This is a genomic window from Allosaccharopolyspora coralli (genome assembly GCF_009664835.1).
GTDB classification, from domain to species: Bacteria; Actinomycetota; Actinomycetes; order Mycobacteriales; family Pseudonocardiaceae; genus Allosaccharopolyspora; species Allosaccharopolyspora coralli.
On record NZ_CP045929.1, the window covers coordinates 3,726,797 to 3,751,136 of the forward strand.

Sequence of the window (24,340 nt, forward strand, 5' to 3'; positions counted from 1 at the left end):
GCGGTGGTCCCAACTCAGGACGTGCCGGATTCCCCGGACACCACTCCTTGCTCCGATGCAGGGTCACCGTCCGGTTCCCCGCCGGCCGAGCCGCCTTCGACTTCCGGTGCCTCGTCGCCCGACGCGACGACTTCGCCTGCGAGGGGCTCGTCCGGGCCGATCGGGGCGGGTTGCTTCGGGCCGCCGTCGGCGCCGCTGAGTCGCTGCGAGATGACCGTCGTGATGCCGTCGCCCTGCATGCTCACTCCGTACAGGGCGTCGGCGATCTCCATCGTCGGCTTCTGGTGCGTGATGATGAGCAGTTGCGAGGTGCTGCGCAGCTCGTCCAGCAAACTGATCAGGCGGCGCAGGTTCGTGTCGTCGAGCGCCGCCTCGACCTCGTCGAGGACGTAGAACGGCGACGGGCGAGCGCGGAAGATCGCCACCAGCATCGCCACCGCCGTCAGCGACTTCTCCCCGCCGGAGAGCAGTGAGAGTCGCTTGACCTTCTTGCCCGGTGGCCGCGCCTCGACCTCGACGCCGGTGGTGAGCATGTCGTCCGGATCCGTGAGCACCAGCTTGCCCTCCCCACCGGGGAAGAGCACCGAGAAGACCTTCTTGAACTCGGCGGCGACGTCCTCGAACGCGGCGCCGAAGACCTCCAGGATCTTCTCGTCGACTTCCTTGACCACGCCGAGCAGGTCGCGGCGGGTGTCCTTGATGTCCTCGAGCTGGGTGGACAGGAACTTGTAGCGCTCCTCCAGCGCCGCGAACTCCTCCAACGCCAGCGGGTTGACCTTGCCGAGCGCGTTGAGGTCCTTCTCGGCGCGTTGCGCGCGGCGCTCCTGCGTGGCGCGGTCGAACGGCACCGACGGCGGTTCGGAGACGTCCTCGCCGCGTTCCTTCGCCGCCTCGTACTCGGCGATCTCGGCCTGGCTCGCGGGCACCGCGACCGTCGGCCCGTACTCGTCGACGAGATCGTCGAGGCCGACGCCGAAGTCCTCGATGGCCTTCGCCTCGATCTGTTCGATCCGCAGCCGCTGCTCCGCTCGCACGACCTCGTCGCGGTGCACGGCGTCGGTGAGTTTCTCGAGCTCCCCGGACAGTTCCCGCACCCGGGTCCGCACCGTGCCGAGCTTCTGCTCGTGCTCGTTCTGCAGCGCATGGGCCTCGTCGCGTTCGCGCGTCGCGGCGGTCAGCGACATCGCGATCCGTTCCAGCGCGGTCTCGCACCCGGCGACGACGGCTTTCGCGACCCGCGCGCCGCGCTCGCGCGCCCGCACCTGGGCCTCGGCGCGCGCTCGGGCCTCCCGTTCCTGACGAGCTTGCCGACGAAGCTGGTCGGCCTTGCCCTGCACCGACCGCGCCTGCTCCTCCGCGGTGCGCACCGCGAGCCGGGAGTCCATTTCCTGCTGGCGTACGGTGCCGAGTTCCTGCCCGACCCGGTCCCGGACGTCGGTGTCCGGCTCGGCCTGCTCGGCCTGCTCGTTCTCGACGGCCGCGAGCCGCTCCTCCAGCTCGGCGAGCTGTTCGAGCGCGAGTTCCCGGGAGGCTTCGACCTTCTCCCGCTGCTCCCGCAACCGCTGCACCTCGGCCGTCGCCGAGGTCGCGTCGCGTTCGAGGCTGGCGAGACGTTCGGAACTACGTGCGTTCCGCACGTTCGCCTCGTTGATCTGTTCCTGCGCGTCCCGCACGGAGTCCCGGCTGGTCTGTTCCTCGGCGCGGGCGCCTTCGAGCGCGGCCGAGTGCTGTTCCAATCGCCGTTGCGCCGCGGCGAGTTCCTGTTCGGCCTCGTCGACGGCCGCCTGCACCTCGAGGGTGCTCTGGTTGTCCCCGGAACCGCCGACCGCCCACGTCGCGCCGAGCACGTCCCCGTTCGTCGTGACCGCCCGCACCTGCGGATGCCGCGCGACCAGTGCTTTCGCGGCCGAGAGGTCGTCGACCACGGCCAGCTTGTCCAACGCCTGCGTCACCGCGGGCCGGAGCGCATCCGGTGCCTGGACGAGATCGACGGCCCAGCGAGCCCCACCGTCCAGCGCGGGCCACTGTGACCGGTCCGCCGCCTGTGCGCCACCGACGAGGACCCCGGAGGATCCCGCCTCGTCGGAGCGGAGCACCTCGAGCGCGGTCACCGCGTCGTCGACGCTGTCCACCGCGACCGCGTCGGCGACCGCCCCCAACGCGGCGGCGAGCGCGACCTCCGCTCCTTGCTCGACGGTCAGCAGCGCGGCGACCGAACCGAGCAGGCCGGGAACGCGGCCACCCGCCGCCATCAGCGCGCCCGCGCCGTCCTTGCGCCGCAGGCCCATCGACAGCGCTTCGACCCGAGCCCGCCACGACGCGATCTCCTGCTCGGTGGCTCGTTCGTCCTTGACGAGCTCCTCCACCCGCGCACGCGCGGCGTCGCGCTCCTGCTCGGCGGTGACCTTGCGCTGTTCGAGGTCCGCACCGTCGGACTCCGCGCCTCCGGACTCGGCGTGCGCGTCGGCGAAGGCGGACTGCGCGGTCTCCGCTCGCTCGGTCGCCTCGGTCAGCGCGTTCGACAGCCGCTCGATCTCGTCCCCGGTCGCGCCGGCCTTGCTCCGGGTCGACTCGACCTGGCCGGACAGCCTGGCAACGCCCTCCCTGCGGTCCGCGATCGCGCGCACGGCCGCCATGTGCTCGCGCTCGGCCTCCTGGTGCTGTCGTTCCAGCTCGGCACGGCTCTCCACCACCTCGGCCAGTGCCTCGCGAGCGTGCTCGACTTCCTCCTGCAGGTACTCCTCGCGGGCGGCGACCTCTTCCGCCTCACGCTCGAACTCCTCCGGATCCCGGCCACTGCGCTGCTGCTCGGTCTGCTCGGTGAGATGCCGGAGCCGCTCGCCGGCGAGGCGGTGCGTGCCCCGCAGCCGCTCCTCCAACGCCGAGAGGCGATACCAGGTGTCCTGCGCCTTGGTGAGCCTCGGCGCGTCGGCCGCGACCTGTTCCTCGAGCGTCTTCTCCTCGTTCTGCGCGAACTGGAGCGCGCGTTCGACCTCGGTGCGGCGATGCCGGGCGGCTTCCTGGTCGGCTTCGTCCTTGGCCAGCTCGGCCCGGGCACTGACCAGGTCGTCGGCGACGAGCCGAAGCCGCGCGTCCCGCAGCTCCGACTGCACCGTCTGCGCCTTGCGCGCGATCTCGGCCTGCTTGCCCAGTGGCTTGAGTTGGCGGCGCAACTCGCTGGTGAGGTCCGTGAGCCGGGTCAGGTTCGCCTGCATCGCGTCGAGCTTGCGCAGCGCCTTTTCCTTGCGCTTGCGGTGTTTGAGCACGCCTGCGGCCTCTTCGATGAGCCTGCGGTGCTCGTCCGGCTTGGCCTGCAGGATCGAGGCGAGCTGGCCCTGACCGACGATGACGTGCATCTCGCGTCCGATACCGGAATCGGAGAGGAGTTCCTGCACGTCCATCAGACGACACGAGTTGCCGTTGATCTCGTACTCGGAAGCGCCGTCGCGGAACATCCGCCGGGTGATCGAGACCTCGGTGTAGTCGATGGGCAGCGCGCCGTCGGCGTTGTCGATGGTCAACGTCACCTCGGCACGACCGAGCGGGGCACGGCCGGAGGTGCCCGCGAAGATGACGTCCTCCATCTTGCCGCCGCGCAGCGCCTTCGCGCCCTGCTCCCCCATCACCCAGGTCAGCGCGTCGAGGACGTTCGACTTGCCCGAGCCGTTGGGGCCGACCACGCAGGTGATGCCGGGTTCGAAGCGCAGCGTCGTGGCCGAGGCGAAGGACTTGAAACCCTTGAGGGTCAGGCTCTTCAAATGCACGGCTACCGACGACCTTCCCGCGAACGACGAGTCACGCCCGATCCCGGGGAGCCTACCCGTGCGGGCGGCCACGACCTCGCAGAACCGGTGTCCGGGTGTCGATCACGACTACCTCTCGACGAAGCCGTCCAGACCACCCTTGGCCTCCGACCATCGTTCGGCGACGTACTCGACCGCTCCCGGCGCGCGCTCCGAACGCAACGCCGCAAGCAGCTTTTCGCAGTTCACACGAGACCCTTCTGCGACGACCTCGACCCGGCTCGCGGGGAGGTTGGTGGCGCTGCCGACGAGGCCGAGCTCGAGGGCGCGGGCCCGTGTCCACCACCGGAAACCGACGCCCTGCACGCGACCGTGCACCCAGGCGGTCAACCGGATCGGTTCCGAATCACTCACCCCTGTATGGTGCCGCATCGGTCTCGTGGCGATCTTCGCCGGTCAGGTCCTCGGCGTCCGGTCGACATGATCACGACGGGTTCGCGGGGAAGTCACGACCGCGGCACGGTCCGACGCCCGGAGTCCCGGCCGTACCGCTGTCACCGCTACCGTGTCCGACGGTTTCGGGCGACTTGCCCGGCCCGGAGACGCCCGGTGGCACACGTGCCGTGACGAATCGCTCCGGTCGAACGAGTGGGAGTCCGATGGATCCGATGCACGGCCAGGAAGGGATCGGCAAGCGGGTGGCAGCGCTGGCCGCCTCAGGTCTCGCCGTCGCCACCGGTTTCGCCACCGCGGCCACCGTCGCACTCGCGAGCCAGCAGACGGACTCATCGGCGAACCCCCGACCGCCTGCCGCCACCACGGCGCCGACCACCTCCTCCAGCAGCATGCTTCCTCGGCCGCCCGGGTCGCCGCCGCCTCCTGCACCGCCGTCGCCGTCCAGCGGCGAGTCCGGTTCCACGACGAACGGCCCCACGTCGACGACCGATGAGCCTGTGAACACCACCCCGGAGCCGCCGGGGTCGACCCCGAACGACCCGCTTCCACCACCGGCGCCGCCTCCGGGCCCGCCCACCTCGGCGCCGCCGACGACCTCGACGCCTCCACCGGAGCCGACGACCTCGCCGCCGACGTCGGAGCCGCCACCGTCCAGCACGACCAGCCCGACCACCTCGTCGTCCCAGAGCGGAACGACCTCGTCCTCGCCGACGACCACCGACGACGAGCCCGAGTCAGGCGAGAGCACACAACGCCAGGAATCCGGCAACGAATGAGCACGCAGCTCGCGGTGCACGCGTGCCGGTCGCTGTGCTCCTGGCACCGCACTCGCACGGAACTCGACGGGCTCCCGCTGCTGGCCTGCCGTGGTTGCGGCTCGCAGTGGGTGCGTAGCGAGCCGTGGACGCCGATCGACCACACCGGCTGCATCCCCGACGACGTCCGCACCGAACTCCGCCGCTGACCACCATCCGGCCGACCCCGACGAACTCGACACCGAGTCCCCGGGCGTCCCCACCCACATTCCACCCGCCCGGGTGGGGACAACTCCCCCACCCTGTGGATAGCGAGGTGGCAAATTCGCGCGAATTTGCCACCCGCCCGGTCAGATTGGGTCGCCGTGGACCAGGACGGTGGCGTGAGTGCGGGTCGGGGCGATGAGGGTGGCGTTGCGCTCGTCGCTGCGGGCGACCCACGCGCGCGCGTCTTCCGGGGTCTTGCCGTGGCGGACGTGCCTGTCGACGAGCCGCTGCACTCGCGCTGCGTCGTCGGGCAGCAGGAACCACGTCTCGTCCAGCACTTCCCGCACCCGGGCCCACGGCCCCGAGTCGAGCAGCAGGTAGTTCCCCTCGGTGATCACCAGCGGCACGTCCGGCGGCACTGCGATGGCTCCGGCGAAGGATTCCTCGATGTCGCGGTGAAACTCCGGCGCGTAGACGACCTCTCCCTCCGGATGCCGCAGCCGCCGGAGCAGCGCGAGATATCCGGCCGAGTCGAAGGTGTCCGGAGCGCCCTTGCAGTCGCGCCGCCCGAGCCTGTGGAGTTCGGCCTCCGCGAGGTGGAAGCCGTCCATCGGCACGACGACCGCCCGAGATCCGAGTGCGTCGAGCACGTCGGCCGCGACGGTCCCCTTGCCCGCTCCCGGGGCTCCCGTGATGCCGAGGAGTCGTCGTGCACCGCGCTCGACGAGTGTCTCCGCCCGGCGCACGAGTTCCGAGAGATCGTCGTCGCAGTCCACAGTGGACAAATCTCGCTCCCTACAACGCGGTGAGCCTCCGTGCGGAGAACGCGACGACGACACCCACCAGCGCCGCCGCCGTGAGCAATACCGTACCCAGCGAGGTGAATGTCGCCAGCGGTCCGGCGACGGCGGCGCCGAGCGGCATGAGCCCCCACGCGAGGACCCGGTGTGCGCTGGTGACCCGGCCCATCATCGGCGCCGGGGTGAGACGCTGGCGTTTCGTCGCGGACAGCACGTTCCATCCGCCGGCGCCGACTCCCATGACGAAGTACGCGATCCACGCGACGACGGGCACCGGCGCGAGCCCGAACAGCGCGATCCCGAGTGCCAGCAGGCTCAGACAACCGATCATGACGTGCCCCGTCGCGGCGCGCTCCGCGCACCAGGGCACGACCTGCGCGGCCAGGATGGTGCCGACGGCGGTGCACACGAGCAGCGTCGGCACAGCCGCGGCGGGTAGCTCGAGGACTTCGATCGCATACAGCACCGCGATGGCATTGACCGCGCTGATGAGCAGCGCCGTCATCCCGACGACGCCCACCACGGTGCGTAACGCCGGTTCACCGAGCAGGAACCGGAGCCCCGAGAGCACCTCCGACCGCAGCGTCGTACGGGACTGCCCGCCGTCGGCTGCGCCCGTCTTGCCGCCGGAGTCGCGCACCCGTGGCAGCACGCAGACACGTAGCGCGGCGAGGATGAAGGCCAGCGAGATCGTCGCGAAGCAAGCCGCGGGCTCCCACGCGAACAGGGCTGCCGCCGCGAGCGGCCCGGCGATCTGGATGCCGGTGGTCTCCACCCCGACGAATCGACCGTTCGCCCGTTCCAGATCGTCGGACCCGGCGTAGGAGACGAGCATGGACTGCGACGCCGAGTCCGCGAACGTCTCGGCGCAGGTCAGCAGGAAGGCGCTCGCGACCAGGACCCACAGCACGTCGGTGCCCGTGACGATGCTCGCCGCGAGCACGAGTGTGAGAACGAACCGGAACACGTGCGCCCACAGCACCGTCCACTTCGGTTCACACCGGTCCACCAGCGCACCGGCGGGAAGCGCCACCAGCAGCCACGGCAGCACCTCGGCGACGGCGACCGCCGAGACGGCCAGCGGGTCGCGAGTGCTCACCGCCGCGTACAGCGGCAGAGCGGCCGTCCGCACCCCGTCGCCCATCGACGTGAGCGCCCAGCTCACGAGCAGGCCCCGGAACGATCGGGTGCGCACCCCGACATGGTGGGCCTGCTCCTGCGGGGCCAGGGTCATGCGGTGCTCCGTTCCGAGGTGCGAGTGGTTCGGTCGCGCGCTCACACCACCATCGCGGGGACCGGCCATCGTCGTACTCGAACCGGGGCCCACCACAGTCGCTCGCCGAGCGCCACGAGCAGTCCGGCTTCCTGGAGTGATTCCGCGACCCACGGGGCGACGGAAGCCGGGGGCCTTCCTGCGCCCAGCTCACGCAGAGCCTCCACGTACGCGGCGTCGTCCACGACGTACCGGTCGAGCACGTCGCGTCGACGGTCACGCACTTCCACGAGTCCCGGACCGTGGCGCATGAGACACCGTCCCGGGTACCACCGGTTGCACCATTCCGCGAGATCCACCCGATCGGCGCAGTCCCCATCGACCCACCGCGGCGGGTACAGGTGGGCGAACGCACGCCAGTCGGGCAGTTCGTCGACCCGCTGATCGTTGACCCGCAGGGTCCAGTCGCACTCCACGGCCCACGCCGTCAGTTCCCGTACGAGGTCCAGCCTGCGCAGATCGTCCCCGTCGGCAGCGATCGCGACGGGTTCGACGAGGGTGACGCGGGTGGTTCCCGCCGCGCACAGCGAGCGCGCCGTGGGGACAGGATTCGCAGGTGTGCTCGTCAGCCGTACTTCTCCCGTGCGGGAGCACTCCGGCGGCATCGTGCTCTTCGAAGTCATGGGCGCTTCCCTCATGCGATGCGGAGCAGCTGCTGACCGGTGGCACGCGGCACGACGTGGACGTGTGCGCCGTCGTCGCCGTACACCAGCCCGGACATCGTCCATTCCGCCAACCGGTCGGTGATCTTCGCGTGTTCGGCGCCACATTCCCTCGCGAGTGAGTCCACTGTGCGGGGACGGTCGAGGGCGTGGAAGAGGTGTCGGTCGAAGGGGTCGTCGAGCACTTGTTCCGTCCGCCCGTGCCCCGGCCGGTCGCCCAGGATCACGATGCCGGAGTCGGATCGATGCCACCCGAGACCGCTCCGCGCATGGTCGGTGCGCCAGCTTGCGATCGCGTCGAGCACCGCGCGCTCGGCGGGTTCGGTGAGTCCCGCCGGTTCGGCCGCGAACAGATACGCGAGGTCGTCCAGCTCGGCCGCCGAGAGGTCGTAGGTGATGGCGTACTGCGGATCCGGCGTCCTCTCGGCGAACCCGAGTGCGGGATCGTCGAAGAACGGGCTGAACCGTTCGATCGCCACCCGGTCGGCACCGTCCATCGGTGGCAGGTGGGCCAGTGCGGGCATCTGCGCGGCGGCGGCGAGGTGATCCACATCGGACTCACCGGGGAATCCGTAGAGATAGTTCCACATCACCGTCATTCCCAGTTCGGAGGCGTCGCGCAGCATCCGGACGTTCTGGCACCCGGTCACCCCCTTGTCCATGCGCCGCAAGACGGAACTGCTGAGGCTCTCGATACCGGGCTGTACCTGCACGAACCCGGCATCGACGAGGTCGCGTAGCTGGTCGTGCCGCAGATTCGACTTGATCTCGCACTGCACCCGCAGATCGAGGTCTGCGTCACGAAGTCTCGGCAACACGGTCCGCAAGTGCTGCATGTCGAGGATGTTGTCGACCAGGTACAGGTCGAGGATCTGGTACCGCTCGACGAGTTCAAGGAGTTCGTCGTGGAACCGCTCGGGGCTCTTGCTGCGGAACTGCATGAACGAACCGTTGAGCCCGCAGAACGTGCAGTGATGCTTCTCGCCCCACCAGCATCCCCGCGCTCCCTCCACGACGAGTCGCGGCTCGATCGAGGTCGCGGCACGCGACGCGGCGAATCGGGGGAAGTATCCGTCGAAGTTCGGCGCGACGATGCTCGCGGGCGGCAGCGGCGCGGAGGTCATGCCGTTGGCGACCGAGTCACCGTCGGCGTCGCGCCAGCACAATCCCGGGATGTCGTCGACCGCCGTCGCCGCTCCGATCGCGGTGAGCAGCGCGTCGAAGGACCGCTCGCCCTCGCCGCGCACCGCATAGTCGATCTGGCGGAAGTTGCGGTGCCACGCGCGACCCTGCGGCCCGTCGCAGTTCGCGCCGCCGAGGACCGTCACGACCTGCGGTTCGATCCGTTTCAGCTCGGCCGCGAGCGCGAGCGCCGCCGTGTTCTGCTGGAACGTGGTGGTGAACCCGAACACTTCTCCCGGTGCGGGCGCGCACGACCGGGCGTACTCCTTGATCCAATCAGGAACCCGTCGATGCAGATCGAGACAGAGCTTCAGGGTGTCCTCGTCGTCGCATCGAGGCGCGAACTCGGCGACTCTCCAGTGTGGATCGTCGTACAGTGCGGACGAGAACACCCAGTCGCCGTGACCCTGAAAGTAGGAGTCGAGCGCGAAATGCCCGTACCCGGCGGTGTCCAGGTCGGCCTCGTCGTGGGCCCAGTCGAAGAAGTCGAGGTTGGCGTCGAGCACCCGGACGTCGTCGACGTACGGATTGCCGAGCGCGACGGTCTTGAGGATCCCGCACGCCAGCGACGGGTACTCGACGGAGGCCCAGGGCATGGTCACGAGTGCCACGTCCATGATCGGTCCACCCCTCTCCGGGGGCGGGCGGGGCAAGCACCCCGCCCGCCGCGAACGAACTCAGGAGATCCGGACACCGACGGGGCCGGAACCGACCGTTTCCTTCGGATCGTTGTGCACGGTGGTCTTCTTCATGACCTCACCTCCCTCCGTCGCTCCTCCGGCGCCGCCCTGGAGGCGGGAGTGCCGAGGTCGTACGGCGGCGCGCGGCCGAACCGACGGTAGGCAGTGCCGCTAAACATCGGCTAACCGCACGGGGTCGGCTGGGGAGCGTGAGTCCCGCTGGCAGCCGGGAGCGTGAGTCTTTTTGGTGGCTGGAGCAACTAAAAAGGCTCACGCCTCTGTCGGATCGCCTTCGACGACGAGGTCGGCGCGAGATCGGCTCGGCGCCACCAGCGCGGCGTTGCGCTCGTCGGAGCGGCTGACCCACTCGTGGGCCTGTGGCGAGGTCTTACCGAACCGCACGTGGCGTGCGACGAGCCGCCGCACCCGGACGCCGTGGTCCGGAGCGAGAAACCAGGATTCGTGCAACAACCCAGCGACCGAATCCCACGGCTCGGTGTCGAGCAGCAGGTAGTTGCCCTCGGTGATCACGAGCGGAACGTCCGCAGGGACGGAGATCGCATCCGGGACGGCCTCCTCGATCTCGCGGTCGAACGCCGGTGCGGAGACCGGCTCGCGTCGGCGGATGCGGCGCAGCAGATCGACGTACCCGAACACGTCGAACGTGTCCGGGGCCCCCATCCGGTCCCGCCTCCCGAGGCGACGCAGCTCCGCCTGGCTGAGATGGAATCCGTCCATCGGCACGACCAGGGCACTGGAGCCGAGCGCCTGCACGAGCGCGTCCGCGACCGTTCCCTTGCCGCAGCCGGGCGGCCCCGTGATGCCGAGCAGCCGCCGCTGTCCCGAGTCCGCCAGCTCCTGTGCTCGTTCGACGAGCACGGACAGCGAGCTCACGAGCTCCCGCCGCGCAAAGACTGCTCGATGTCCTCCAGTGTGCGACCCCGTGTCTCCGGCAGATTGCGGTACAGGAACACCAACCCGATCACGCCGAACACGCCGTAGATCCAGAACAGGCCGGTCGCGGTGAACGCGTTGATGATCGACAGCACCGAGATCGAGATGAAGAAGTCCAGCACCCAGTGCGTCATCGTGCCGATGCCTGCGGCCTTCCCACGGACCGCCGTGGGGAAGATCTCGCTGTTGATCAGCCAGATCGCGATGCCCAGGCTGGCCGCGAACGCCGCCTCGTAGAGCATCAGCCCGACCGTGAGGAGGATGCCGAGCCCCTCGACGGTCGGTAGCAGGTAGAGCGCACCGAGCCCGAACAGGACGGCGATGACCACGCCGGTGCCGCCGATGAGCAACGGGCGCCGCCCCACCTTGTCGATGAGCAGCAACGCGATCACCGTGAAGATCATGTTCGTGGCGCCGATGCCGACCGAGGACAGGATCGCGGCCGAGTCGCCCATGCCGGCTTGCTGCAGGATCGTCGGCGCGTAGTAGATGACCGCGTTGACGCCGACGAGCTGGTTCGTCGCCGCGACCGCGACACCGAGCAGTACGGCGGGCCGCAGCCGGGGGCTGAACAGGTCCCGGTAGGAAAACTTGCGTTCCTCGCGCATCGCCTCGGAGATCTCGGCCAGTTCGGTCTCGGCTTCGTGCGCCCCTCGCGAGCGCACCAGCGCGGCGCGCGCCTGCTCGGTGCGTCCCTGCGCGAGCAGCCACCGCGGGCTTTCGGAGAGAGTGAACAGGCCGACGAGCATCGCCAGCGACGGGACGACCGCGAGGCCGAGCATCCAGCGCCATCCGCCGCTGTCGGCGAAGGCGTAGCCCACCAGGTACGACACGAAGATGCCGATGGTGATCATCATCTGGTTCATCGACACCAGGCGGCCGCGCACCGAGGGCGGTGCGATCTCGGCGATGTACATCGGCACCACCAGCGAACTCGTGCCGATGGCGACGCCGAGAAGCACGCGCGCGACGATGAGCACACCCGGGCCGGGTGCGGCGGCCGAGAGCAGGGCGCCGACCGTGAACACGGCGGAGACCACGATCAACGTGCGCTTGCGGCCGAGCCGGTCGACGACCGGACCGCCGGCCAACGCGCCCGCGATGGCGCCGAGCAGCAGCGAGGCGACGACGATCTGTTTCATCGCGTCGTCGAGGCCGAACGCCGGGCCGATGTAGAGCAGCGCGGCCGAGATGACGCCGGTGTCGTAGCCGAACAGCAGCCCGCCGAGCGCCGCGATCGTCGACGCGCCCAGAACGGCGCCGCGCCCGGCGCCCGGCGCTCGTGTGCGCTGGTCGGTACTCATCGAGGGAACTCCCTTTCGGCGGTGGCGCGCATCACGCCCGTTGCGACGAATGGTCGCGACCGTAGACCCGTGTTAAGCGCTTACGCAAGCGGTTACCTTGATAGTGTCCGGAATGACCGGACCGCACGCGACGGGGAGGCGTCATGGCGACGATGGCCGACGTGGCCAGGCACGCTGGGGTGTCCATCGCGACGGTCTCGCACGTGGTCAACGGCACCCGCACCGTCCGCCCCGACACGCGGCGCCTGGTCGACGACGCGATCGAGACTCTCGGCTACGCCCCGAACACGCTCGCCCGCTCGCTGGCGACGGCCAGCAGCCGCACCTTGGCCGTGGTGATGTCGGCGATCACCAATCCGTACTTCGGACAAGTGCTCCAGGGCATCGAAACGGCCGCAGTGCAGCAGGGTTACACGCTGGTCGTCGCCGAGTCCCGGGACGACTCGGACCACGAACTCGCGGTGGTGCGCGCGATGCGGGAGCGCCGGGTGGACGGCGTGATCCTCGCGCCGTCCGCCGACGCCTCCCGCACGCTCGAGTACGCGGCCGGGCAGGGTCTTCCGCTGGTGCTCGCCGACCGCCTCGTCGACGCCCGCTACGACCAGGTCGGTCCGGAGAACACCGAGCCGACGGCACAGCTCGTCGACCACCTCGCCTCGCTGGGACATCGCCGCATCGCGCTGGTCTGCGGCCGAAGTGGACTGTCCACAACGGACGAACGGATCGACGGGTACCGGGAGGGTCTGCGGCGCAACGGGATCCATTTCCAGGCCGGGTATCTCGCAGAGGGCCGATCGCAGACGGCGCCGGCACTGCACGCCACCACCGAATTGCTCTCGTCGAAGACTCCGCCGACGGCGCTCATCACGGCGAACAACGGGATGACGATCGGCGCGATGCAGGCGCTGCGCGAGCACGGACTGCGAGTGCCCGACGACACCGCACTCGTCGCTTTCGACGACTTCCCCTGGGCGGATGTGTTCTCGCCGCGGCTCACGGCGATCGCGCAACCCTGCGCGGAGATCGGCGCAGAGTCCGCGCGGCTGTTGTTCCGGCGCATCGGCGAGCCCGACGCCGAACCGACGACCTCCCGCCTGGCGTCGTCGTTCGTGCACCGAGACTCCTGCGGCTGCACGGCCGAGTGAGCGAGTGCGTGGATTGATCTGCGTGGGTGGCTGTAGCAGCGGGACTTCACCTCGCTGCTGACTCCGGGATCGTCGAAATCGAGTAGCCACGACCCTGTCCTCGCTGGCGACGAGGCCAGAACCCGCCGATGGCCGGCCCGCGTAGGCAGCGGGCACACCGTCGGCGCACCTTTCAAGCTGCGTGACCACTTCCTCCCACCGTGTTACCCACCGCACGATTCGTCCATTTTTGCAGGTCAACACGGTGTCGCCGCTCACTTCTGGTTGGATTATGCAACTATATTTCTTTAGCATTGCTTATGGAATCACGCGCTCAGTGAGGAGCAACCATGTGCGGCATCTCCGGATGGGTCGACTTCCAACGCGACCTCACCCGCGAAGGACACACGACCGACGCCATGTGCGACACCATGGCCTGCCGCGGTCCGGACGCCTCCGGAACCTGGACCCGGCCCCACGTCTCCCTCGGGCACCGGCGACTCGCCATCATCGACCTCCCCGGCGGCACCCAGCCGATCAGTGTCGACACACCTGACGGTCCGATCGCGATGGTCTACAGCGGCGAGGCCTACAACTACGTCGAACTGCGCGACGAACTCCGCAGGCGCGGACACCGCTTCGACACCGACAGCGACACCGAGGTCGTCCTGCACGGCTACCAGGAATGGGGCGAAGCCGTCGCCGAACATCTCAACGGCATGGTCGCGTTCGCGATCTGGGACGGCCGCACCGACAAGCTGGTGCTGATGCGCGACCGGATGGGCGTCAAGCCGCTCTACTACTACCCCACCGAACACGGCGTGCTCTTCGGCTCCGAACCGAAGGCGATCCTGGCGAACCCGCTCGCGGACAAGGTCGTCGACGCCGACGGACTCCGTGAGCTGTTCAGCTTCACCAAGAGCCCCGGGCAGGCGGTGTGGCGCGGGATGGCCGAAGTCGAGCCCGGCACCGTACTGACGGTCGACCGAACCGGACTGCACCACCACACCTACTGGACGCTCGACGCCGTCGACCACACCGACGATCGAGACGCCTCCGTGGCGCACGTACGGGAGCTTCTCGACGACATCGTCGCCCGGCAACTCGTCTCCGACGTGCCGCGCTGCGTGCTGCTCTCCGGCGGGCTGGACTCCAGCGCCATCACCGCACTCGCCGCCGGTCAGCTGGACGAGACCGTCCGCACCTTCGCGGTGGATTTCCTCAACCAGACCGAGAACTTCGTGCCGGACGAACTCCGGGCCACTCCGGACGCGCCGTACGTACGCGACGTCGCGGAGCTCGTCGCCTCGCAACACCAGGACATCGTTCTCGACCCCGCCCGGCTCGCCGACCCCGCCGTCCGGCGGGCCGCGGTGCAGGCACGTGACCTGCCGCTCGGTCTCGGCGACATGGACAACTCGCTGTACCTGCTGTTCAAGGCCATCCGGGAACACTCCACGGTCGCGCTCTCCGGCGAGTCCGCCGACGAGGTCTTCGGCGGGTACAAGTGGTTCCACGATCCGCACGTGCAGCAAGCACGAACCTTCCCCTGGATCGCCGCCGTGCAGTCCCAGCGGATGGAGTCCGACTCCATGCTGGAGCCTGGACTCGACGCCACACTGGACATTCCCGGCTACGTGCGGTCCGAGTACGACAAGGCGGCCGCGAGCGTTCCGGTTCTCGACGGGGAGTCCGAGTTCGAGCGGACCATGCGGCGACTCAGCTACCTGCACCTGACCCGTTTCGTACGATTCCTGCTCGACCGCAAGGACCGGATGAGCATGGCCGTAGGACTCGAGGTCCGCGTCCCGTTCTGCGACCACCGGCTCGTGGAGTACGTGTTCAACGCGCCCTGGTCGTTGAAGACCTTCGACGGCAGGGAGAAGAGCCTGCTGCGGCACGCCACGGCGGACGTGCTGCCGCGTTCGGTCGTCGACCGCGTCAAGAGCCCGTACCCGTCCACACAGGACCCCGGGTACGCGGCGGAACTGCAGAAGCAGGTGCGCGAACTGGTCGACCAGGGCGATCCGGCGCTGGACCTGCTCAACCGTACGACTGTGCGCAACGGTCTCGAAGTCGCTCCGGAGGCGGTCACGGCCGGCACCCGGAACCTGTTCGAACGCGCCCTCGACCTGTCCGTGTGGTTCGACCTCCGCCAGCCCACCATCAAGGTCTGAGCGCATGGTGAGACTCGGGTAAGTGGTCCAGGAGTTCTGAAAACGGAGGCAACGGCCGGCGGGGTGAGGCGACCGTCACCGGCGCAGACCGTTGCGGAGCGACGTCCTGCTTGACAAGGTCGAACGACCGTGCCACGAGGGTGCGCACATCCCGCGAGCCGCTGCAGACAGAGCCGTTCGCGACCCTTCTCCCGACGAGCGCAGGAGATTCTCGTGGGACCGAACACGTCGGACGATCCACGGCTGCTGTGGTCGGCGATACTCGCACTCGCGGCCGCGATGGGCGTCGGCCGGTTCGTCTACACCCCGATCCTGCCGCTGATGCAGAGTCAGACCGGGCTCGATCCGGAGGCCGGTGCGCATCTCGCCACCGCGAACTACGTCGGGTACCTCGTCGGAGCCGTCGCACTGAGCCTCGCGCCCGGTCTGACCGCCTCCCGGCCGCTCCTTCGAACGTCTCTCGTCGCGCTCGTCGGTTCCCTGGCGCTCATGCCCGCGACCGGGCCCTCCGGATGGCTTCTGCTCCGGCTCGTCGCGGGCATCGCCAGCGCCGTCGTCTTCCTCGCTGCGGTCCGGGTAGCCGTGCGTGCCACGCAGAACAGCCCGCATCGCGCCGGTTACGCGTACGCGGGCGTCGGCAGCGGCATCGCCCTGTCGGGACTTCTCGTGCTGCTGTGGGGATCGAGTCCGTGGCCGTTCGCCTGGTACAGCGCAGCGGGATGCGCGCTCGTCCTGTTTGTTCCACTGTGGATCCTTCACGGTCGCGGTGAACACACCCACTCGAGCACTGTGGCTCCGGCCACTCGCACCACCGACGGGAACGCCTACGTCCTCCTGCTGATCCTCTATTTCCTGGAAGGCGTCGGCTACATCATCGCGGCCACGTTCCTCGTCGCCGCCCTCAGCGACACGGGACTCGCCTGGCTGGGTAACACCACGTGGATTCTCGTGGGCCTCGCCGCCGCACCGTCCTGCGTGGTCTGGGCGTACTGGTCGCGCCGCGTCCCGCGCCCGACACTGCTCGTCGTGGCGCTCGCGGTCCAGACGGTCGCCATCGCGCTGCCGGGGCTCACGACTCAGCCGGCAGTGGTGCTGCTGGCGGCACTCGGTTTCGGCGGGACGTTCATGGGGATCACCACGCTGACCCTCGGGCTCGGCGCCGAACTCGACCTGCCACGCGCCGCCGCCACCCTGACCGCCGGGTACGGCTTCGGACAGGTACTCGGGCCGATCGTCGTGCAACCCACCCTCGGGAGCGGCTACCGGCCCGCGCTGCTCATCGGCGGCGCGATCGTCTTCACCGCAACGCTGCTCGCCGTGCGACTCGCCGTCGTGACGCGTACCAGGCAGGAAGCCGCCGCGTGACGAGTCGTCACCAGTGGCCGTTGCGGGGACGCGGCTGACAGACGGGGCAGGTGTAGGACGAGCGGTTCATGAACGCGTCCCGCCGCACCGGGGCACCGCACCGCGGGCACGGCCGGTCCGCCTGCCCGTACACCGCGAGCGAGCGATCGAAGTAACCGGACTCGCCGTTGACGTTGACGTAGAGCGCGTCGAAAGACGTACCGCCCTGCTGCAACGCCTCGTCGAGGACCTCGCCCACGGCATCGAACAGCCGTCGCACCGCCGGACGCGTCAACGTCGCGGTCGGCCGGGCGAAATGCAACTTGGCGCGCCACAGTGCCTCGTCGGCGTAGATGTTGCCGATCCCGGACACCAGCGACTGGTCCAGCAGCGCGCGCTTGACCCCCGTACGACGCGAGCGCATCCGTTCCACGACCCGATCCGGCTCGAACACCGGTTCCAACGGATCGGGGGCGATGTGTGCCACCGGCTTCGGCAGGTGTACCGCACCGACCGGCACGAGGTCGTCGAGGCTAAGCCCGCCGAAGGTCCGCTGATCCACGAACCGTAACTCGGTGCCCGAGTCGGCGAACCGGAACCGCACCCGCAGGTGCTTTTCGTCCGGGGCGTCCGGTGGCTGCACCAGCAACTGCCCGCTCATCCCGAGATGCGTGAGCAGCGCCTCGTCACCGTCGACCTCGATCCACAAGTACTTCCCGCGCCGACACGCCGCCGTGAACGTGCGGCCCGTCAACCGGGCGCTGAGATCGTCCCCGCCCAGGACGTGCCTGCGCACGGCACGGGGGTGCAGCACTTCGACACGCGACACGGGGCGGCCGAGCACGTGCGCGCCCACACCGCGGCGCACCACCTCGACCTCGGGCAACTCGGGCAAGCGACATCCTCGGTCATCGCGCGCCGACAGCGCGCGGACAGCACCGTGCTCAGGCGGAGGAGTCCCCGTCGGCGCCCCCGGTGGTCTGCTTGACCTGCTCGGACAGGGCCCGCCACGCGGCCTCGGCCGCCTTCTGCTCGGCTTCCTTCTTGGTACGCCCGTCGCCCTGGCCCAGCGTGCTGCCGCCGACCGCGACGAAGGCGTTGAACTCCTTGCGATGATCCGGGCCCTGCTCCTCGACCCGGTACTCCGGGACGCCGAGTCCGGCCGCCGCGGTGAGCTCCTGCAGGCTCGTCTTCCAGTCGAGACCGGCGCCGAGCTGCGGAGCTTCGGTGAGCAGACCGTCGAACAGGTGGTGGACGACCCGACGCGACACGTCGATGCCGTGCTGGAGGTACACCGCCCCCAGCACCGCCTCCAGCCCGTCCGCGAGAATGCTCGCCTTGTCCCTGCCACCGGTGAGCTCCTCACCCCGGCCGAGCAGCAGGTACTCGCCGAGCCCACCGTCACCCAGCTCGCGCGAGACCGACGCCAGCGCGTGCATGTTGACCACGCTCGCGCGCAGCTTCGCGAGCTGGCCCTCCGGAAGGTCGGGATGCTCGCGGTACAAGCGGTCCGTGATGACCAGGCCCAGCACCGCGTCACCCAGGAACTCCAGCCGCTCGTTCGGCTGCAGCCCGCCGTTCTCGTAGGCGTACGAGCGGTGCGTCAGGGCAAGGTCCAGCAGCTCGGCGTCGAGTTCGACGCCGAGCGCGTCAATCAGCGGAGCGCGGTCGACCACTCGGGTTCGTGCCTGCTTTCCCCCCACGGCAACCGGCCGGCTCAGGCAGGCTTGACGACCGCACGGCCGTCGTACTGACCGCAGGTCGGGCACGCGACGTGCGGCAGCTTCGACTCACGGCAGGCACGGTTCGAGCACTGCACCAGGGTCGGAGCGGACGCCTTCCACTGCGACCGACGGTGACGGGTGTTCGACCGGGACATCTTGCGCTTGGGGACGGCCACGACTAGTTCTCCTCCTCGGTCCCGCCGAACCGCTCTTGCAACGCGGCCCAGCGAGGATCAATGGTCTCATGCGTGTGTTGCGGGTCGAGTTCGGCCCACTTGACGCCACAGCCCGCGCACAGGCCCTGACAGTCCGGCGAGCACGTCGGCGACGGGTCCAGCGCCAGCAGCATGGTGTCCCGCACCAGCGGCTGCAGGTCGACGAGCTCGTCGACGACCCGGCTGACCTCGTCCTCGTCGGTGCTTTCGTCCGTGGCGCTGTCCGGGTAGGCGAACAGCTCCCGCAGGTCGACCTCGACGGCGTCGGTGATCGGATCGAGGCAGCGCGAGCACTCCCCGACCAGCGGTGCGCCGGCCGTTCCGGACACCAGGACACCCTCGACCACGGCCTCCACCAGCAGGTCGAGGTCGATCGTCTCGCCTTCCGGAACCCTGATCATGTCCAGGCCGAACCCGGCCGGAGCGACCGGGTTCCGCGTATAGGTACGACTGGCCCCCGCACGGCGGCCGACGTCCCGGGTGTCGATGACCCAGGGCCCGGACCGGGCGGACTGCGCGACGGCGTGATTCTCGGACATCACACGTTCCGGATCGATGGTGCTGGATGGGCTGGTGAACGGCGCGGACCCGCACGGAGCCTCGATGTGCTCTCCCCGACCAGGGCGTCCGCACCGGAGTGACCCCGGGGTGCCGACTACTCCGCGGAGGGAGCAAGCAGGACGGGAAGGTCGCCGAACCAGCCCTGCCAGGGTACGCGACAGCTCGGCGAGGACGAAAATCACCCCGTAGCTGTCTCGTCCGTGGTCGCCGGCCCGCAGTCGTGCTGTAGGGCACGCCTCTCGCCCACCACGCGCTCTGAGCGGTCACGACCTGCGCGGACCGGCAACCCGCCCACGCAGACCAACCCGCAGGCCCTGCTCAGTGCTCCCGGCCGCTGCCGTTGACCGCGACGGGGTTCCATTCCTCGTAGTCGTAGGGCGCGCCCATCGGACTACGCAGCTGCTGGCGTCCCTTGCCTACGGTGCGCAGCGTCCGGCCGAGCAGGTCCTCGAAGTCGGCCAATCGGGCGTCGACGTACGAGTCGCATTCACCACGCAACCGCTCGGCGTCCTCGTGCGCCTCGTCGACGATGCGCTTGGCCTCGACGTGCGACTCCTGCACCACTTCGGTCTCGGCGATGAGGCGGGCCTGCTCGGAGCGCCCCTCGTGCACCGACTGCTCGTAGGCGGCACGACCGGCCTGGACCATGCGGTCCGCCTCGGACTGCGCCTGACCGATGTAGTCCTCGTACTCCCGGCGACCGTCGTTGACCGACTGCTCGGCCTCGGCACGAGCCGAGGCGACGATCTCTTCGGCGCGCTCCCGCGCGTCCGCGAGCACCTGGTCGGCCTCGGTGCGCGCCTCCGAGACCGTGCTCTGCGCCTCGGAACGCGCGTCCGAGAGGCTCTTGTCGGATTCCGTCTGTGCCTTGGTGACCACCTCGTCCCGGTGGTCGAGGACGTCCTGGGCGTCGTCGAGCTCGGACGGGATCGCGTCCCGCACGTCATCGAGCAGCTCCAGCACGTCACCCCTGGACACCACGCACCCGGAGGTCATGGGGACGCCGCGCGCTTCCTCGACGATCGTGACCAGCTCGTCGAGCGCCTCGAATACCCGGTACACGTCGATCTCCCTGCCTTCGTTGCCGACCACCGGTCGTCAGCCTTCCAGAGGGCTCACCCGGCGCAGTGATCACCCGGCTTCCCGGCCGACCGTACGGGGCACGCCGCACACCGGATCATCGCGTCCAGTGTGCCCCACCAGTGGTGACGCGGCGTTCATACCGGTCTTCCCCCGCGTGTCCGAACCCACGGAGTCCGCCCGCCCGCCCGGCGAGCGGGCGGGCGGACGGACGCTGAGCGGGCATCGTGGAACTTGCGTGGGGGGCCGGGACCGTGCCCCTACGGGCGCAACCGCCAGTTCCCCAATGCACTCTGAGCGGTGTCGTCAGGTGTTGACGTCGGTGAGACGGAAACTCTCGTAGTGGTCCTCGGTGTAGAAGAACTCGCCGCCCTCGCCGACGACGAACCTGCGGGCACCGCGGTCGTCGCTGCCGGGGGTCTCGACGGTGTACTCGCGGTAGTAGCCCTGTTCGCAGTCCGGGAGGATGCCCTCACGGTTCTGGAACACCTCGTCGTCCTGCGGGTAGGGGTACGGTCCGCCTGCCTCGATCAGCTCGACGGTGTCGGTGGCCTCGGGCGGCAACGCGGAGAGGTCGACGCGCTCGAACTCCGACGTGTCACCGCACGGCGCCTGCTGCTCGACGGCGGGGGCGGAGACGTCGGCCGGGGCCGACGACGCCGTGGTCTGGAAGCCGACGAGCGCCGCGATCGCGAACACGGCGGCCAGGACGGCCTGCACTGTCTTCGAGGTGATCTGCTTCATGCCCTCGAACGGTAAACAGGGAAAACGGTCGCGGAGTGACTCCGACGTGAAATCGACATGGTCCGCACCCGACAGGACGGAATTGCTCACTCGTTCGGACGAGAATGCCTACTCTTCTCCCATGACCGACGCATTCACCCTCCGTCGAGCTCGTGCGGAGACGTCGTCGGTACGCTGCAGCTCACGTTCGCCCCCGGCCTCTCCCGACGCGGAGCGGCCGTGCCCGGATCGAAGCGGTGCACGTCCGGTCGGCGGAACGCGGACGCGGAACCGGGTGGGAGGGTGCGGTGGGCGATCGAGGAACGACGCTCGTACAGCTCACCCGCCACCACACGAGGGAGCGTGCGCACGAGTTCTACGAACGCTCGGATTCGCCCGCTCCCAGATCGGCATGAAGCTCGACCCGACTGAGCGCTCAAGCCGAGAGACCATGCCCTGACGGTCTCCGGCGAGACCGAAGACACGCACTCAGGCCTGTTCGGCGAGGCGTTCGAGCAGCCGGCTCTCGATCTTGGGAGGCAGCAGGTTCGACACGTCACCGCCGTAAGTGGCGACCTCCTTGACCAGCGAGCTGGCCAGGAAGCTGTACTCGGGGTTGGTCGACATGAACAGCGTCTCCACACCGGAGAGGCGCTGGTTCATCTGCGCCATCTGCAGCTCGTAGTCGAAGTCGCTGACCGCGCGCAGGCCCTTCACGATCGCGCCGATGCCGTGGTCGCGGCAGTAGTCCACGAGCAGGCCGTGCCACGAATCGACCCGCACGTTCGGCCACGGTTCACTGACCTCGCGGAGCATGTCGATCCGCTCGTCGACGTCGAACAGGCTCTTCTTGCTCTTGTTCACCAGAACGGCGACCACGACCTCGTCGAAGAGACCGGACGCTCGTTCGATGATGTCCATGTGCCCGTTGGTGACGGGGTCGTACGAACCTGGACATACGGCACGCCTCATGGGCGGCGACGGTAGCAGCACCGGGGCGCGCCCCCCAGACGGCCGTGGCCGGAGTCACCGCCAGGGCGCCTCGGGGCACGACAGGTGGCCGTGCCCCGGGCGGGCGTCACCGGCCCCGGCTCGCGACGACGAACTGACCGGCGTCGCCGAAGACCTCACCGATACCCGCGAGGTCCCGCGACAGGCTCACGGAGGCGTCACCGACCAGCTCTCGCCGGACGGTCCAGCCTTCGGCGGCGAGTGTCGTCCCGGCGTCCGCACGTGTCTCGGTGTTGAACAGCGTGGTGACGTCGAAGCCCGCGTTCTTCGCCTCCTCCGCCAGCCGGGGGCTGACGTGCTCGACCTGGTTTCCGGTGAGGTGCTCCACTGCGAACTGGCTGCCGGGTGCGGACAACGCGGACACTGTGGACAGCAGAGTGGCCTGCGCTCGGGCGGGCAGGTACGGCAACAGTCCTTCGGCGAGCCACGCCGTCGGAACGGACTGGTCGAAACCGGCGTCGCGCAACGCCGTCTCCCAATCGTCACGGAGATCGACGGCCACCGGCGTCCACGAACAGTTCGGTTTCACGCCCAGCTCGTCCAGGACGGACTCCTTGAAGTCGAGCACCTTCGGCTGATCGATCTCGAACACGCGGAAACCGTCGGGCCAGTCGAGACGGTGAGCCCGGGTGTCCAAACCGGACGCGAGGATGACGGCCTGACGTACGCCGTTGTCTGCCGCACGAGCGAAGAAGTCGTCGAAGACTCGGGAGCGCACACCGAGATAGCCGGCCATGACGCTCATCAACTCGCTCGACGTGTCCTGGACGAGCTGCAAGGACACGCCTTCCGGCACTGGAGCCGCGTCGAAGAGGTGCTGGGCGTAGGGGTCGGCGATGAGCCGGTCCTCACGTCGTGTCTCGGCCGCCCTGGCTCCGGCCACGGCGAGTGCCGTGATTCCGACTCCGGAGACGATGTCCCATGCGCCGTTCTGGTCCGATTCGTCGCGTCCCGACACCATTGTCTTCCTTTCACCGTAGGAAAACCTCGATCCGACGGTGAGGCATTTAGTTGTGCAACACAACCACATGTGACACAGCGAACCGCCACCCCTCGCCATCGAGGATGTCACCGCTCGACGTGCTCGCCCCAATGCACCGCGGTGTCCCCGTACCGCTTGACCCGGAGACCACTCAACGGCCGTGGCCATTCAGGATCGTCACCGTGCAACGAACGCTCCACAACGAGAACCGTGCCCGGCTCGGTCCACCCGTTCGCTGCCAAGGCCGAGAGGATCCGGTCCAACGTCGCCACGTCGAGGTCGTAGGGCGGGTCGACGAGCACGACGTCGAAAGGCTCGTCGGGCTCGGTGGCGAGCACTGTCTCGACCTTCGCCTGTTCCACCCGAATCGACCGGAACCCGAGGGATGTGGCGTTGCGGCGCAAGATCTGCGCCGCCCGCCGGTCGGACTCGACGAACATCGCGTGCCCGGCGCCCCGCGAGAGCGCCTCCAGCCCCAGAGCTCCGGAACCACCGAACAGGTCCAGCACGCGTGCGTCGTGCAGATCGGTCGCCGCCTCCAGCGCACTGAACACCGCCTCGCGCACCTTCTCCGAGGTCGGTCGCGTCCCTCGCGGCGGCACCTCGATGCGTCGCCCGCCCACTGCTCCTGCCACGATCCTCGTCACGGCCCCATCCTCGCGCACCGAGCGCCGTCACGGCTCCGTCGGGCTCGCACCGGCAACGACCGCGCCCGTCCCACCCTGCTCGGGCTGAGCACGCGAGCGGCGTGCCCTACGGGCACAACTGCCGGCTCCCCAACGCGTGCTCAGCCATCGACGCGGACGAAGGCCCGGGCCGACGAGGCCCACCGATACTGCTCCGGATGGGTGCGGTCCGTCTCGTAATCGAGGATCGTGACCTCGATCAGGTGGTCCGGGGCTATCGTGAACGCGTCCGGGACCTGCGTCCACACCGGGGGGCTCACCACCGTTCCCAGCGGGCGCACGTCCGGGTCGGCCGTCATGGCCACCAGAGCTCGCGAGTACTCCGAGTTCGGCGGCCCGCACTCGACGAGCATCAGAGCGTCCTCGACGCCCTCGCCGGTGACGTCCGCGAAGACGATCTCGCGGTCCGGGGTGAACCGGTACACCGCGTCGCGCGTCGACGCCTGCCCGTCGGCGAAGGTCACGGATTGTTGTGCGCACGGCCCCACGGCCGGAACCTCGAAGGTCTCGTTCCGCCAGTCGACCTCACGCACGCCTTGCGCGCTGCCCACCGCCGGCGCGCTTGCGAGCAGCACCAGCAAGACGGTGAACACCGCCCCGCACACACCGCGTACCAGTTCCGACAAGGCCATGACCTGCCCCCATCCTGCTCGTGCTCAGCGGCGCGCCGACCACTGCCGCTGTCCGGAACACGCTC

Annotated in this window: 23 protein-coding genes; 4 read left to right on the top strand and 19 right to left on the bottom strand. The window is 69.3% G+C overall.

Translation table 11 applies throughout. The features are described from left to right. Positions 1-14 precede the first annotated feature (14 nt). From smc to GIY23_RS17380, 3 genes are all read right to left on the bottom strand, one after another. On the bottom strand, positions 15-3,764 hold the full coding sequence (gene smc, locus GIY23_RS17370) for a chromosome segregation protein SMC (protein WP_154077632.1): 3,750 nt from the start codon (positions 3,762-3,764) through the stop codon (positions 15-17). Between the two features lie 108 nt (positions 3,765-3,872). Further along, the gene (locus tag GIY23_RS17375; RefSeq protein WP_187351923.1) at positions 3,873-4,175 is read right to left on the bottom strand and encodes an acylphosphatase; all 303 of its coding nucleotides are present in this window, start codon (positions 4,173-4,175) and stop codon (positions 3,873-3,875) included. 52 nt (positions 4,176-4,227) lie between these two features. Next, complete coding sequence (locus GIY23_RS17380) at positions 4,228-4,947, bottom strand: hypothetical protein (protein ID WP_154077634.1); 720 nt, start codon at positions 4,945-4,947, stop codon at positions 4,228-4,230. 24 nt (positions 4,948-4,971) lie between these two features. On the opposite strand from GIY23_RS17380, the gene GIY23_RS17385 reads away from it, so the two are divergent. After that, the gene (locus GIY23_RS17385; protein ID WP_154077635.1) at positions 4,972-5,163 is read left to right on the top strand and encodes a hypothetical protein; all 192 of its coding nucleotides are present in this window, start codon (positions 4,972-4,974) and stop codon (positions 5,161-5,163) included. Positions 5,164-5,304: 141 nt separating this feature from the next. Here GIY23_RS17385 and GIY23_RS17390 read toward each other — a convergent pair whose 3' ends face one another. From GIY23_RS17390 to GIY23_RS17415, 6 genes are all read right to left on the bottom strand, one after another. Continuing rightward, positions 5,305-5,946, bottom strand: coding sequence for a nucleoside/nucleotide kinase family protein (locus tag GIY23_RS17390; RefSeq protein ID WP_228717355.1), 642 nt, complete (start codon positions 5,944-5,946; stop codon positions 5,305-5,307). A gap of 10 nt (positions 5,947-5,956) precedes the next feature. Beyond that, positions 5,957-7,195: an MFS transporter gene (locus GIY23_RS17395; protein ID WP_187351924.1), complete on the bottom strand. Its 1,239-nt coding sequence runs from the start codon at positions 7,193-7,195 to the stop codon at positions 5,957-5,959. Positions 7,196-7,236: 41 nt separating this feature from the next. Then, positions 7,237-7,857, bottom strand: coding sequence for a DUF5825 family protein (locus tag GIY23_RS17400; RefSeq protein WP_154077637.1), 621 nt, complete (start codon positions 7,855-7,857; stop codon positions 7,237-7,239). A gap of 11 nt (positions 7,858-7,868) precedes the next feature. Continuing rightward, positions 7,869-9,695, bottom strand: coding sequence for a RiPP maturation radical SAM C-methyltransferase (locus GIY23_RS17405; protein ID WP_154077638.1), 1,827 nt, complete (start codon positions 9,693-9,695; stop codon positions 7,869-7,871). A 333-nt stretch (positions 9,696-10,028) separates the two neighbouring features. After that, the gene (locus GIY23_RS17410) at positions 10,029-10,652 is read right to left on the bottom strand and encodes a nucleoside/nucleotide kinase family protein (RefSeq protein ID WP_154077639.1); all 624 of its coding nucleotides are present in this window, start codon (positions 10,650-10,652) and stop codon (positions 10,029-10,031) included. Further along, positions 10,649-12,016: a sugar porter family MFS transporter gene (locus tag GIY23_RS17415; protein WP_154077640.1), complete on the bottom strand. Its 1,368-nt coding sequence runs from the start codon at positions 12,014-12,016 to the stop codon at positions 10,649-10,651. The genes GIY23_RS17410 and GIY23_RS17415 overlap by 4 nt, the downstream gene beginning before the upstream one ends. Positions 12,017-12,159: 143 nt before the next feature. Between GIY23_RS17415 and GIY23_RS17420 the strand changes: the two genes are divergently transcribed. From GIY23_RS17420 to GIY23_RS17430, 3 genes are all read left to right on the top strand, one after another. Further along, positions 12,160-13,161, top strand: coding sequence for a LacI family DNA-binding transcriptional regulator (locus GIY23_RS17420; RefSeq protein WP_154077641.1), 1,002 nt, complete (start codon positions 12,160-12,162; stop codon positions 13,159-13,161). A gap of 329 nt (positions 13,162-13,490) precedes the next feature. Next, positions 13,491-15,317 (top strand): asparagine synthase (glutamine-hydrolyzing), encoded by a 1,827-nt coding sequence (gene asnB, locus GIY23_RS17425; protein WP_154077642.1) that lies wholly within the window; start codon positions 13,491-13,493, stop codon positions 15,315-15,317. Between the two features lie 213 nt (positions 15,318-15,530). Then, positions 15,531-16,682 (top strand): YbfB/YjiJ family MFS transporter, encoded by a 1,152-nt coding sequence (locus tag GIY23_RS17430; RefSeq protein ID WP_228717356.1) that lies wholly within the window; start codon positions 15,531-15,533, stop codon positions 16,680-16,682. A 7-nt stretch (positions 16,683-16,689) separates the two neighbouring features. Here the strand turns inward: GIY23_RS17430 and mutM are convergent, their stop codons facing one another. The 10 genes from mutM to GIY23_RS17480 all read right to left on the bottom strand — a co-directional run bounded on the left by mutM (position 16,690) and on the right by GIY23_RS17480 (position 24,275). Beyond that, a complete protein-coding gene (mutM, locus tag GIY23_RS17435) occupies positions 16,690-17,556 on the bottom strand; it encodes a bifunctional DNA-formamidopyrimidine glycosylase/DNA-(apurinic or apyrimidinic site) lyase (RefSeq protein WP_154077643.1) in 867 nt (288 codons plus the stop codon). Positions 17,557-17,605: 49 nt separating this feature from the next. Beyond that, positions 17,606-18,364, bottom strand: coding sequence for a ribonuclease III (gene rnc, locus GIY23_RS17440; protein WP_154077644.1), 759 nt, complete (start codon positions 18,362-18,364; stop codon positions 17,606-17,608). Positions 18,365-18,378: 14 nt separating this feature from the next. After that, positions 18,379-18,561 carry a 50S ribosomal protein L32 gene (gene rpmF / locus GIY23_RS17445; protein ID WP_154077645.1) on the bottom strand — a complete coding sequence of 61 codons (183 nt, stop codon included), beginning with the start codon at positions 18,559-18,561 and terminating at the stop codon, positions 18,379-18,381. A gap of 2 nt (positions 18,562-18,563) precedes the next feature. Next, the gene (locus tag GIY23_RS17450) at positions 18,564-19,139 is read right to left on the bottom strand and encodes a YceD family protein (protein ID WP_154077646.1); all 576 of its coding nucleotides are present in this window, start codon (positions 19,137-19,139) and stop codon (positions 18,564-18,566) included. A 340-nt stretch (positions 19,140-19,479) separates the two neighbouring features. Beyond that, on the bottom strand, positions 19,480-20,223 hold the full coding sequence (locus GIY23_RS17455) for an ATP synthase F0 subunit B (RefSeq protein ID WP_154078935.1): 744 nt from the start codon (positions 20,221-20,223) through the stop codon (positions 19,480-19,482). Positions 20,224-20,547: 324 nt separating this feature from the next. Further along, the gene (locus GIY23_RS17460) at positions 20,548-20,985 is read right to left on the bottom strand and encodes a ribonuclease domain-containing protein (RefSeq protein WP_154077647.1); all 438 of its coding nucleotides are present in this window, start codon (positions 20,983-20,985) and stop codon (positions 20,548-20,550) included. A gap of 468 nt (positions 20,986-21,453) precedes the next feature. Further along, positions 21,454-21,936 (bottom strand): pantetheine-phosphate adenylyltransferase, encoded by a 483-nt coding sequence (gene coaD, locus GIY23_RS17465; RefSeq protein ID WP_154077648.1) that lies wholly within the window; start codon positions 21,934-21,936, stop codon positions 21,454-21,456. A 106-nt stretch (positions 21,937-22,042) separates the two neighbouring features. Continuing rightward, positions 22,043-22,936, bottom strand: coding sequence for an SAM-dependent methyltransferase (locus tag GIY23_RS17470; RefSeq protein ID WP_154077649.1), 894 nt, complete (start codon positions 22,934-22,936; stop codon positions 22,043-22,045). 107 nt (positions 22,937-23,043) lie between these two features. Next, a complete protein-coding gene (rsmD, locus tag GIY23_RS17475) occupies positions 23,044-23,604 on the bottom strand; it encodes a 16S rRNA (guanine(966)-N(2))-methyltransferase RsmD (RefSeq protein WP_154077650.1) in 561 nt (186 codons plus the stop codon). 140 nt (positions 23,605-23,744) lie between these two features. Then, the gene (locus GIY23_RS17480; protein ID WP_154077651.1) at positions 23,745-24,275 is read right to left on the bottom strand and encodes a hypothetical protein; all 531 of its coding nucleotides are present in this window, start codon (positions 24,273-24,275) and stop codon (positions 23,745-23,747) included. Positions 24,276-24,340: the final 65 nt, after the last annotated feature.